General features: G+C 73.0%; 13 protein-coding genes and 1 pseudogene. 12 read left to right on the forward strand and 2 right to left on the reverse strand.

Going from position 1 to position 11,226, the window contains the following annotated elements; genetic code table 11:
* The 3 genes from NWP09_RS08310 to NWP09_RS08320 all read left to right on the forward strand — a co-directional run.
* The coding region (locus NWP09_RS08310; RefSeq protein WP_258275054.1) for a DNA-processing protein DprA at positions 1–1,092 on the forward strand (1,092 nt) is incomplete at its 5' end.
* Between the two features lie 4 nt (positions 1,093–1,096).
* A complete protein-coding gene (locus NWP09_RS08315) occupies positions 1,097–2,002 on the forward strand; it encodes a metallophosphoesterase (protein WP_258275055.1) in 906 nt (301 codons plus the stop codon).
* A complete protein-coding gene (locus NWP09_RS08320) occupies positions 2,002–2,904 on the forward strand; it encodes a tyrosine recombinase XerC (RefSeq protein WP_258275056.1) in 903 nt (300 codons plus the stop codon). The genes NWP09_RS08315 and NWP09_RS08320 overlap by 1 nt, the downstream gene beginning before the upstream one ends.
* On the opposite strand, the gene NWP09_RS08325 is transcribed toward NWP09_RS08320, so the two are convergent.
* Positions 2,841–3,353, reverse strand: coding sequence for a murein hydrolase activator EnvC (locus tag NWP09_RS08325; protein WP_258275057.1), 513 nt, complete (start codon positions 3,351–3,353; stop codon positions 2,841–2,843). The two genes, NWP09_RS08320 and NWP09_RS08325, sit on opposite strands and share 64 nt — an antisense overlap.
* Positions 3,354–3,621: 268 nt before the next feature.
* Here NWP09_RS08325 and rpsB point away from each other — a divergent pair, with 268 nt between their 5' ends.
* The 8 genes from rpsB (at position 3,622) to NWP09_RS08365 (ending at position 9,287) form a co-directional block, all read left to right on the forward strand.
* Complete coding sequence (gene rpsB / locus NWP09_RS08330; RefSeq protein WP_258275058.1) at positions 3,622–4,512, forward strand: 30S ribosomal protein S2; 891 nt, start codon at positions 3,622–3,624, stop codon at positions 4,510–4,512.
* Positions 4,513–4,522: 10 nt separating this feature from the next.
* Positions 4,523–5,350: a translation elongation factor Ts gene (gene tsf, locus NWP09_RS08335; protein WP_258275059.1), complete on the forward strand. Its 828-nt coding sequence runs from the start codon at positions 4,523–4,525 to the stop codon at positions 5,348–5,350.
* Positions 5,351–5,463: 113 nt separating this feature from the next.
* Positions 5,464–6,177: a UMP kinase gene (pyrH, locus tag NWP09_RS08340; protein WP_258275060.1), complete on the forward strand. Its 714-nt coding sequence runs from the start codon at positions 5,464–5,466 to the stop codon at positions 6,175–6,177.
* A gap of 45 nt (positions 6,178–6,222) precedes the next feature.
* On the forward strand, positions 6,223–6,777 hold the full coding sequence (gene frr, locus NWP09_RS08345) for a ribosome recycling factor (RefSeq protein WP_258275061.1): 555 nt from the start codon (positions 6,223–6,225) through the stop codon (positions 6,775–6,777).
* A gap of 22 nt (positions 6,778–6,799) precedes the next feature.
* The gene (locus NWP09_RS08350; RefSeq protein WP_258275062.1) at positions 6,800–7,729 is read left to right on the forward strand and encodes a phosphatidate cytidylyltransferase; all 930 of its coding nucleotides are present in this window, start codon (positions 6,800–6,802) and stop codon (positions 7,727–7,729) included.
* A 31-nt stretch (positions 7,730–7,760) separates the two neighbouring features.
* On the forward strand, positions 7,761–8,309 hold the full coding sequence (locus NWP09_RS08355) for a DivIVA domain-containing protein (protein ID WP_258275063.1): 549 nt from the start codon (positions 7,761–7,763) through the stop codon (positions 8,307–8,309).
* A 31-nt stretch (positions 8,310–8,340) separates the two neighbouring features.
* On the forward strand, positions 8,341–9,003 hold the full coding sequence (locus NWP09_RS08360; protein WP_258275064.1) for a lytic transglycosylase domain-containing protein: 663 nt from the start codon (positions 8,341–8,343) through the stop codon (positions 9,001–9,003).
* On the forward strand, positions 9,003–9,287 hold the full coding sequence (locus NWP09_RS08365) for a hypothetical protein (protein WP_258275065.1): 285 nt from the start codon (positions 9,003–9,005) through the stop codon (positions 9,285–9,287). The genes NWP09_RS08360 and NWP09_RS08365 overlap by 1 nt, the downstream gene beginning before the upstream one ends.
* A gap of 1 nt (position 9,288) precedes the next feature.
* On the opposite strand, the gene NWP09_RS08370 is transcribed toward NWP09_RS08365, so the two are convergent.
* Entirely contained in the window at positions 9,289–10,356 is a 1,068-nt protein-coding gene (locus NWP09_RS08370) for an AI-2E family transporter (protein WP_258275066.1), read from the reverse strand.
* Between the two features lie 187 nt (positions 10,357–10,543).
* On the opposite strand from NWP09_RS08370, the pseudogene NWP09_RS08375 reads away from it, so the two are divergent.
* Positions 10,544–11,226 (forward strand): annotated as a pseudogene (locus NWP09_RS08375) (hypothetical protein); the annotation flags it as partial.

Consider the following 11,226-nt stretch of genomic DNA (forward strand, 5'->3'; position numbering starts at 1 on the left):
CAGGTCGTGAACCTCGACGAGATGCTCACGTCGACCGCCGCCGACGGCACCGAGTCGGTGACCTTCGCCGGCCGGCAGGTCGTGACCGACCTCGTCGCCGACGACGGCGACGGGTTCGACTTCCGCATCCTGAACGCCGATGACGCGGCCGAGCAGCTCGCCGACGGCACCGTGCACGCGGTCGTCACGATCCCCGCCGACTTCTCGGCGCGCGTGTCGAGCCTGCAGGGCGACGCGCCGCGGCAGGCGGGCATCGAGATCGTCACCGACGCCTCCGCCGACGGGCTCGCCACGAGCCTCGCCGCCGAGACGGGCGAGTCGATCGTCGCCTCCTTCGGCGACCTCGTCACGACCGGCTTCATCTCGGGCATCTTCGGCGGCTACGGCACGCTCGCCGAGCAGCTCGGCGCCGCGGCGGACGGGGCGGATGCGCTCGGCTCGGGCGGCGCGGAGCTCGCGGGCGGCCTCGGCGAGCTCGCGGGCGGCCTCGACCGCTTCTACCCCGCGGGGCACGACGAGCTGCTCGGGCGGGTCGCGTCGACGGGCTGCGTCGTGGCGGAGGCGCCCAGCGGAGTGCCGCCCACGCGCTGGAGGTTCCTCGCGCGCAATCGGCTGATCGCCGCGCTCTCGAGCGCGACCGTCGTGGTCGAGGCCGGCTCTCGGTCGGGCTCGATCAACACCGCCGGCCACGCGGCCGCGCTCGGCCGCCCGCTCGGCGCGGTCCCGGGCCCGGTGACCTCGGGCTCGAGCGCGGGCTGCCACCGCCTGCTGCGTGAGTACGGTGCCGCCGTCGTCGAGCGCGCCGAGCACGTCGTCGAGCTCATCGACGGCCCCGAGGTCGCGGCGGAGCCGCTCGGCGGCCTCACGAGCGACGAGGTGCGCGTGCTCGACGCGCTGAGCGCGCGCGCACCGCGCGCGGTCGACGAGCTCGCGGTCCGCACGGGCATGGCGCCCCGCGACGTCACCGCGTCGCTCGCGCTGCTCGAGCTGGGCGCGCGCGCGTGCGAGCGGGGGAGCGGCTGGGTGCGGGCGCCCGGGGGAGCGAGCGTCGGCGCGGGCGCTCGGCGGGGTGAGGGGGCGTCGCTAGCCTGAGCGCGTGAGCTACGGCATGCACCCCGACCCGTCGGTCGTGATCGCCCACGTGAGCGACACGCACCTGCTCGCCGGGGGCGCGCCGCTCGCCGGGCTCGTCGACACCGCGTCGCACCTGCGCGACGCCGCAGCCCGCCTCCGCGTCGCCGCGGCCGATGCCGACGCGATCGTCGTGTCGGGGGACGTCGCCGACCTCGGCGAGCCAGAGGCGTACGCGCTCGCGCGCGAGATCCTCGAGCCGGTCGCGGCCGAGCTGGGCGCGCCGATCGTCTGGACGGCCGGCAACCACGACGAGCGACCGGCCATGCGCGCCGCGCTCGGCCTGCCCGGCGAGCCGCTCGACCCCATCGACGCAGTGGTCGAGGTCGGCGGCGTGCGCATCGTCGCCCTGGACTCGAGCATGCCCGGCTGGCACCACGGCGCCTTCGACGACGGCCAGGCGGAGTGGCTCGAGGCGGCCCTCGCCGACCCGCCCCCGCTCGGGTCGGTGCTCGTGATGCACCACCCGCCGCTGCCGTACCGCACGAGGCTCATGCGCCTGCTCGAGTTCCGCGACGAGCGCCGCCTCGCCGAGGTGCTCGACGGCGCCGACGTGCGCGCGATCCTCTCCGGCCACCTGCACGTCGGCGGGTCGGGCACGTTCGCCGAGGTGCCCGTCGTGCTCGCGGGCGCCACGAGCTACGCCGACGACCTCGCCGGCCCGCCGCCGGCCATGCACGGCATCGACGCGACGCAGTCGTTCAACCTCGTCGAGATCTACCCCGACGCGATCGCGCACTCGGTCGTCCCCGCGCTGCCGCACGAGTCGCGCGAGACCGTCCCCGCCGCGCTCGCCCGCGCCGTCGACGCGCTCCCACCGGCTGAGCGCCTCGACCGGTTCAGCCGCAAGCCGGTGGCCGGCGGCGACTGATGCGCATCGGCGAGGCGGTCGACGCCTACCTCGCGCACCTCGAGCGCGAGCGCGGCACATCGCCGAACACGGTGCGCGGCTACCGCGCCGACCTGCGGAGCCTCGCGCGGCACTGCGAGCGCGCCGGGCTCACCGACGCCGCCGCCCTCGATCTCGAGATCCTCCGCGACTGGCTCTACGCCGCCTCGGAGGCCGGGCTCGCGAAGTCGACCATCGCGCGCCGCAGCGCCGCGGCGCGCGGGCTCAGCCGCTGGCTCGCGGCGCGGGGCGGCGAGGACGCAGCCGGCCGGCTGCGCACCCCCAAGCGCGACCGCCACCTGCCCCGCGTGCTCTCGCGCGCCGCGGTCGACGAGATGCTCGCATCGCTCGCCGCCGCGTCGGCCGAGGGCGACGCCGCCGCGCTCCGCGACGTCGCCGTCGTCGAGCTGCTGTACGCGTCCGCGCTGCGGGTCAGCGAGCTCGTCGGGCTCGACGTCGACGACGTCGACCTCGAGCGCCTCACCGTCCGGGTGACGGGCAAGGGCTCGAAGGAGCGCGTCGTGCCGTTCGGCCGGCCCGCGCTCGACGCCGTGCTCGACTGGCTGCGCGCCGGCCGCCCGCAGCTCGCCGTCGGCGCGGATGCGCAGCCGGCGCTGTTCCTCGGCGCGCGCGGCGGCCGGCTGGGGCAGCGGCGCGTGCACGAGCTCATCACGGGCCTGCTCGCCGACCAGCCCGGCTCGGGACCGCACGGCCCGCACACGCTGCGGCACACCGCCGCGACGCACCTGCTCGACGGCGGCGCGGATCTGCGCTCGGTGCAGGAGATGCTCGGGCACGCGAGCCTCGGCACGACGCAGATCTACACGCACGTCTCGCTCGAGCGCCTCACCGACGCGTACCGCACCGCGCATCCGCGAGCCTGAGACCGCTTGCCGTCGCGCATCGGCAGCAGCACCGGCCGCTCGACCCCGAGGAGCAGCAGCGGGTCGACGTAGTCGCCTCGGAGCCGTGCGCCGAGGTGCAGCCGGGTCTGCCCGGCGACGTGGCCGGGCAGCAGCGTGCCGATCCGCTGGCCCCGGCGCACGGCATCGCCGCGCGAGACCGCGGGCTCGACCGGCTCGAAGCTCGACACGAGCCCGCCTGCGTGCTCGATCGACACGACGGGGCGGCCGGCGACCGGCCCCGCGAACCGCACGGTACCGTCGTCGGGAGCCACCACGGCCGAGCCGGCCGGCGCCTCGAGGTCGATGCCGCGGTGCCCGGGGCCGTAGGCGCTCGCGGGCGCGTCGAACGCGCGGGCGACGCTCGAGGGCTCCACGGGCCACGCCCACGGGGCGAGGGCGGCGACGAGCAGCAGGGCGATCGAGCGCATCGCGCCAGGATGCCCGGGGCGCGCCCCGAGCGATGCGGCGCACGGGCGGCGCGGTGGAGAACGCGTGGCTCGTCCGGATGCCCGCGCGCCGTGTAGCATGAGAGGGCGTCGCCTCTCGGCGATGACTTCGCGCGCCCGTCGCGACGACACCCCCGTTGGTCCAGCCCATCCGAGCCCCGTGCCCGGATGCCTGGTGGTGGTGCGTCAGGGCGTCAGGGGCTCGACCGACCGGTCGGGCCGGCAACCAGAACAGAAGAAGGAGGCGGCCATGGCCGTCGTCACGACTCGCCAGCTGCTCGACAGCGGCGTGCACTTCGGGCACCAGACCCGACGCTGGAACCCCAAGATGAAGCGCTTCATCTTCACGGAGCGCTCCGGCATCTACATCATCGACCTGCAGCAGTCGCTCGCCTACATCGACAAGGCCTACGACTTCGTCAAGGAGACGGTCGCCCACGGCGGCAGCGTGCTCTTCGTCGGCACCAAGAAGCAGGCGCAGGAGACGATCGCCGAGCAGGCGACGCGCGTGGGCCAGCCCTACGTGAACCAGCGCTGGCTGGGCGGGCTCCTCACCAACTTCAACACGGTCTCGAAGCGCCTGAGCCGCATGAAGGAGCTCGAGGAGATCGACTTCGAGGACACCACCTCCGGCTACACGAAGAAGGAGCTCCTCCTCAAGCGCCGCGAGCTCGAGAAGCTCCAGAAGTCGCTGGGCGGCATCCGCAACCTGCAGCGCACCCCCTCGGCGCTCTGGGTCGTCGACATGAACAAGGAGCACCTCGCGGTCGACGAGGCGAAGAAGCTGGGCATCCCGGTCATCGCGATCCTCGACACCAACTGCGACCCCGACGACGCGCAGTACCCGATCCCGGGCAACGACGACGCGATCCGCTCGGTCGCGCTGCTCACGAAGATCGTTGCCGACGCGGCCGCCGAGGGCCTCATGCAGCGCCACGGCGGCGGTGCGGACGCCGAGGTCGAGCCGATGGCCGAGTGGGAGCGCGAGCTCCTCGAGCAGGCGAACGCCGAGCAGGCCGCAGCGGCCCCCGCCGCCGCCGAGGCCCCCGCCGCCGACGAGGCCGCCGCCGAGGCGCCCGTCGCCGACGAGGCTCCCGCCGCCGAGACCACCGAGGACGCCGCCGCGTCCGAGTCCAACTAAGGAGCAGCGCATGGCCAACATCAGCATCGCCGACCTCAAGATGCTGCGCGAGCAGCTCGGCACCGGCATGAGCGACACGAAGGCGGCCCTCGAGGAGGCCGGCGGCGACGTCGACAAGGCCACCGAGATCCTGCGCCTCAAGGGCGCGAAGGGCAACGCGAAGCGCGCCGACCGCTCCACGAGCGAGGGCCTCGTCGCCACCGCCGAGGGCGAGGGCGCCGTGACGATGATCGCGCTCGGCTGCGAGACCGACTTCGTCGCGAAGAACGAGAAGTTCATCGCGCTCGCCGAGCGGGTCGTCGCCGCGGTGGCCGCCTCCGGCGCCGCCGACCTCGAGTCGGCGCTCGCCGCGCCGGCCGAGTCGGGCACGGTCAAGTCGATCATCGAGGAGCAGGCAGCGACCATCGGCGAGAAGATCGAGCTGACGAAGGTCGCTCGCATCGAGGGCGCCGAGCACGCCGTCTACCTCCACCGCACCTCGAAGGACCTGCCGCCGCAGGTGGGCGTCGTCGTCGCCTACTCGGGCGACGACGCGGAGACCGCTCGCGCGGTCGCGCAGCACATCGCGATGTTCGACCCCACCTACGTCACGCGTGACGAGGTGCCGGCCGAGCAGGTCGAGAAGGAGCGCGAGCTCGTCTCGGAGATCGCTCGCGGCGAGGGCAAGCCCGAGGGCGCCCTGCCGAAGATCATCGAGGGCCGCCTGAACGGCTTCTTCAAGCAGATCGTCCTGCTCGACCAGGACTACGCCCGCGACAGCAAGCAGACCGTCGCGAAGGTGCTCGAGTCCGCCGGCCTCACGGTCACCGGCTTCGCGCGCTTCAAGGTCGGCGCGTAGCCGCAGCGCACGACGAGAGGGCCGGGGGAGACCCCGGCCCTCTCGCTGTCCGTGCGGATGCGGCAGGGTAGGCTTCTGGAGGCCCGTCGCGGGTCGCGATCCAGGAGGAGCCCATGCCAGCACAGCCCCGCAGACGAGTCCTCCTCAAGCTCTCGGGAGAGTCCTTCGGCGGCGGCAGCCTCGGCGTCAACCCCGACGTGGTCGCGGCGATCGCGAAGCAGATCGCTGAAGCGGCGGAGACCGTCGAGATCGCGATCGTCGTCGGCGGCGGCAACTTCTTCCGGGGCGCCGAGCTCAGCCAGCGGGGCATGGACCGCGGTCGCGCCGACTACATGGGCATGCTCGGCACGGTCATGAACTCGCTCGCGCTCCAGGACTTCCTCGAGCAGGCGGGCGCCGAGACGCGCGTGCAGTCCGCCATCCAGATGACCCAGGTCGCCGAGCCGTACATCCCCCGCCGCGCGGAGCGGCACCTCGAGAAGGGGCGCGTCGTGATCTTCGGCGCGGGCGCGGGCCTGCCCTACTTCTCGACCGACACCGTCGCGGCGCAGCGAGCGCTCGAGATCGACGCCGACCAGGTGCTCGTCGCGAAGAACGGCGTCGACGGCGTCTACTCGGCCGACCCCAAGCTCGACCCCGCCGCGACGCGGTTCGACGAGATCACCTACCAGGACGCGCTCGTGCGCGGGCTCAAGGTCGTCGACTCGACCGCCTTCAGTCTCTGCATGGACAACCGGATGCCCATGCGCGTGTTCGGCATGGAGGGCGACGGCGCGCTGACCAAGGCGATCCTCGGCCAGCCCGTGGGCACGCTCGTGCGCGCCTGACCGCGCCCCGCCAGCACTACAATCCACAGCAACGGAAGGAACCACGTGATCAGCGACGTTCTGGCTTCGGCCAAGGAGAAGATGGCGCAGTCGATCGAGGTCGCGAAGGACGACTTCCAGACGGTGAGCGCCGGCCGCGCGAACCCCGCGCTGTTCCAGCGGCTCAACGTCGAGTACTACGGCACCCCGACGCCGCTCATGCAGCTCGCGTCCTTCCAGCAGCCCGAGGCGCGCACCCTCGTGATCACGCCGTTCGACAAGTCGGCGCTCAAGGACATCGAGCGCGCGATCGTCAACGCCCCGCACCTCGGCGTCACGCCCTCGAACGACGGCCAGATCGTGCGCATCACGATGCCCGAGCTCACCGCCGAGCGCCGCAAGGACTACGTCAAGATCGTCAAGGACAAGGCGGAGCAGGCGCGCGTCGCGATCCGCAACGTGCGCCGGCAGGCGATGACCGACCTCGACAAGCTCACGGGTGAGGTCGGCGACGACGAGATCGCCCGCGCCGAGAAGGAGCTCGAGCAGCTCACGAAGCAGGCCGTGGACGGCGTCGACGAGGCGCTGAAGAAGAAGGAGGCCGAGCTCCTCGAGGTCTGATCGAGGGCTCGGAGGGCGACCGATGCGCAAGGAGCACCGCAGCGCCGCCGAGATCGACGCGCAGATCCAGGCGCAGATCCACGCGGCGAGGGATCAGATCGAGGCGACTCGTGCCCGCGTGAACAAGCGCACCGGTCGCGACCTCGCCGCCGCGATCGGCATCGGCCTCCTGCTCGGCGGCGTGCTGCTCGCGAGCCTGCTGTGGGTGAAGACGCTCTTCATGGTCTTCGCGACCGTGATGGTCGGCTTCGCGCTCTACGAGCTCGCGAGCGCGCTCCGCTTCGCCGGCCGCGACGTCCCGCGCATCCCGCTCGTGCTGCTCGGCAGCGCCGTCGTGCCGATCACGTGGTTCCTCGGCGCGGCGGGCCTGTGGTGGTCGACGCTCGGCGCGATCGCGATCGTCGCCGTCGTGCGCCTCGTGGAGCTCGCCGACGTGCGCACCCGCACCGGCGCATCCGCCGTCTTCGCCGACATCACGGGCGGTGCGCTCTGCATCGGCTACGTCGCGGTGCTCGGCAGCTTCGCGGTGCTGCTCACGGCGCAGGACGGCGGGCAGTGGTGGACGCTCGCGATGATCATCATGACCACCGTGATCGACACGGGCGCCCTCGCGGCGGGCGTCTGGCTCGGCAAGCACAAGCTCGCGCCGCGCATCAGCCCGGGCAAGACCTGGGAGGGCCTCGCGGGGGGCGCGCTGCTCGCCACCGGCGCCGGGATCCTCCTGTCGGTGTGGATGCTCGGGCAGGAGTGGTGGTTCGGGTTCGTCCTCGCGGCGCTGCTCGTCGTGACGGCGACGGTCGGCGACCTCGCGGAGTCGATCATCAAGCGCGACCTCGGCATCAAGGACATCGGCTCGTTCCTGCCCGGGCACGGCGGATTCCTCGATCGGCTCGACTCGATCCTGCCGAGCGCAGTGGTCATGATGGCGCTCTTCCAAGTGGTCCACGCCTGACCGGCGGCCCGCCGCTGGCATGATGGTTGCGATGAGCACGTTCCCGAGGGCCAAGCGATCGCAGCCCGGCTACGACATCGAGCAGGTCGAGGACTTCCTCGAGGATGCTCGTCGCGCGTACGCGACCGACGCGCGCGCGGCCACGGCGATCGACTCCTCGACCATCCGCCGGACGAGCTTCCCCATGCAGAAGGGCGGCTACTCGCCGGCGCACGTCGACGCCGCGCTCGAGCGCCTCGAGGAGGCCTTCGCGCGGCGCGAGCACGAGCGCGGCATCGCGGAGCACGGCGAGGCCGCCTGGTACGCGCGCATCCGGGAGCGCGCCGAGCAGGCGCTCGAGCAGCTGCGCAAGCCCGACGAGCAGCGCTTCCGGCGCGTGAGCCGCATCTCGCGCGGCTACCGCGTGAGCGAGGTCGACGCGTTCTCGCGCAGGATCGCCGCCTATCTCGAGGACGGCCCCGACATGACCGCCCGCGAGGTGCGCACCGTGCAGTTCGACGCCCAGTTCGGCGGCTACGACGAGGATGAGGTCGACGCGCTGCTCGACACCGTCGTCGGGCTCATGCTGGCGGTGCGCTGAACGGATCGGCCCTCGGCTTCGTTACCGTTCCGTGATACGGTCGACCCTCGTGTTCACCCGCTCCAGCACCGCAGACGCGCGCAAGACGCGCACCCGCGGCGTGCTCTCGGGCGTCTCGCTGATCGCCGCGGCCGGGTTCGTGCTCGTGTCGGTGGCCGCGAGCCCGGGCGCCGAGGTGATGGCCGAGCCCGCGCTCTCGAGCGAGCCGCGTCCGGGCCAGGAGCTCGGCGAGGTCACGGGGGCCCAGGCATCGCTCGTGCGCGACACGATCGTGGTGCACACCCCGACGCCGACCCCGACTCCCGAGCCGGTGCCGGCAGCCGCTTCCGCCGCGGCGTCCGGCAGCACGGCTCGCGCCGCCGTGCGGATCCCGACGGTCGCGGCTCCGGATCCCGGCTCCGCCCAGGCGATCGCGCGCCAGATGGTGCTCGCGCGCGGCTGGGGCGAGGACCAGTACTCCTGCCTCTACCGGCTGTGGGAGAAGGAGTCGAACTGGAACGTCTACGCGCAGAACCGCTCGAGCGGCGCGTACGGCATCCCGCAGGCGCTGCCCGGCTCGAAGATGGCTACCGCCGGCGCTGACTGGCAGACGAACGCGGCGACGCAGATCACGTGGGGCCTCGGCTACATCTCCGGCCGCTACGGCACGCCGTGCGGCGCGTGGGCGCACTCGCAGCAGGTCGGCTGGTACTGATGCCCTCGCGGCGGCCGAGTCGTCGCACCCAGCCGCACGTGCCGCTCGACGTCGACCGCGTCATGCGCGGCGTCGCGCGCATCGAGCGGCGCGGCGGCGCCGAGTGGCACGTGCAGCCCATGTCGGCGGCCGCCGCGGCGAAGGACTACGTGTGCCCGGGATGCGGCGGCGCCGTGCAGCGCGGGACGGCGCACGTGGTGGTGTGGCGCGCCGACTCGATCTTCGGCGAGCGCGCGATCGAGGACCGGCGCCACTGGCACACCGGCTGCTGGCGCGCCGGCTGAGCTACTTCAGATCCTGCTTGGGGATCACGACTTCCTTCAGGATCAGCTGGATGGCCGCCGCGACCGGGATTGCGACGAGCGCGCCGAGGATACCGAGCAGTGTGCCGCCGATGAGCGCGGCGAGCACGACCACGACGCCGGGCACGCGCACCGCGCGGTTCATCACCTGCGGGCTGATGACGTACGCCTCGAGCTGCATGTAGACGAGGTACCAGATCGCCACGGGCAGCGCCGTCTGGGGGCCGTCGAGCAGGAGCACGAGCAGCGAGATCACGATCGACGCGGAGATGGTGCCGACGAGCGGGATCGTCGAGGCCAGCAGCGCCATGAACGCGTAGACGCCCGCGAGCTGCGAGCCGACGATCGAGAGCACGATGAACGAGAGCAGGCCGTTCAGCAGGCCGAGCGACACCTGGCCGAGCACGAACCGACCGACCGACTTCATGATCTGCTCGGCGATCTCGATGAACTTCGGGCGCGACGAGGCCGGCACCAGCCGGTACATGCCCGACTTGAGCGCCGGGAGCGAGCCGGTGAAGTAGAGCATGAGCACGACGACGATGAGCGCGCCGCCGATCGCGAACGCGACCTGGCCGATGCCCGCGATGATGGACGCGGCGAAGTCCGACATCCACGGGGGCAGCGACGACCACGTGTTGAAGTCGGTGAGCGCTCCGCCGAGCTGCTCGAGCGTCCCGTCGACGTCGATCGCCGGGAAGGTGTCGCGCACCCACTGCAGCACGCTGTCGAGCAGCCCGCCCTCGATCTCGCGGGTGACGCCCTGCACGAGGCTCGAGAACTGCGAGACGATCACGGGCACGATGAGCCAGCCGGCGCCGACGAGCGCGGCGACGATCACGACGAACACGAGCAGCACGGCCGCCCACCGCGGCACCTTCCGGCGGATGAGGAACTGGATGACCGGTTCGAGCCCGAGCGCGAGGAAGATGCCGGCGAACGCCCACACGAGCACCGTGCCGATCTGCTGCACCGCGGCGCCGATCGCGAGCGCGAGCAGCACGCCGAGACCGCCCAGCAGGCCGAGGACGAACCCGTTCCGGATCTTCACAGTCCGCATCCTAGGTGGCGCGCGGCGGGCGTCTCCTGCACGGCGCGCGGGGCCGATCCCGGGGTGCGGGGGATGCGGGCTTGGCAGAGCCCAGGCGGCGTCGGTACCCTGGAGGCTTGCCCGCTCAGCGCCGTCCAGCCGGACGGCCCGCCGCATCCCGCGGCGAGCGTGAAAGGACCTCTGACCCGTGCGATACATCCTCGCGGCCGTGAGCCTCGTGATCTCGCTCGTGCTGCTCGGCCTCGGTGTCGGGCAGCGCACGATCTGGGCACCTCCGGACACGATCGTCGCCGAGGTGCAGGAGCCGACCGACGCGCAGGTCGTGGTGATCCCGGGCGAGGCGATGAACGCGCACGACGGCGTGCAGACCCTCTCGATCGAGGGGGACGGCCCGATCACGGCGGTCGTCGGCCGTGCGCACGACGTCGAGGGATGGGTCGGCGAGAGCGCGCACGCGATCGCGCAGGTCGACGAGGCCGACGCGCTCCGGCTCGACGAGCGCGCGGGCGACAGCGAGCCGCTGCCGCCGCTCGCCGGGAACGACATGTGGATCGAGGAGCACGAGGGGGAGGGCTCGCTCGAGGTGACGATCGACCTGCCCGTCGGCTACTCGATCGCGGTCGCCGGCGCGCCCGGCGCGCCCGCGCCCGCCGGCATCGCCGTGGTGTGGCCGTTCGACGCGAAGACGCCGCTCTTCGGACCGCTCATCACCGCGGGGCTCGTCTTCCTCGCCATCGCGCTGCTGCTCCTGCTGCTCGCGCTGCGGCACCACCGCCGTCGCCGCGGTCCGCAGCGGCGCACGCACCGCGACCTCTCGCGCGCCGAGCGCCGGGCGCTGCGCCGCGACGCGCAGGCCGGTCTCTCGCTGCC

Origin of the sequence: Agrococcus sp. HG114 (genome assembly GCF_024723325.1) — a bacterium.
Classification (GTDB): domain Bacteria; phylum Actinomycetota; class Actinomycetes; order Actinomycetales; family Microbacteriaceae; genus Agrococcus.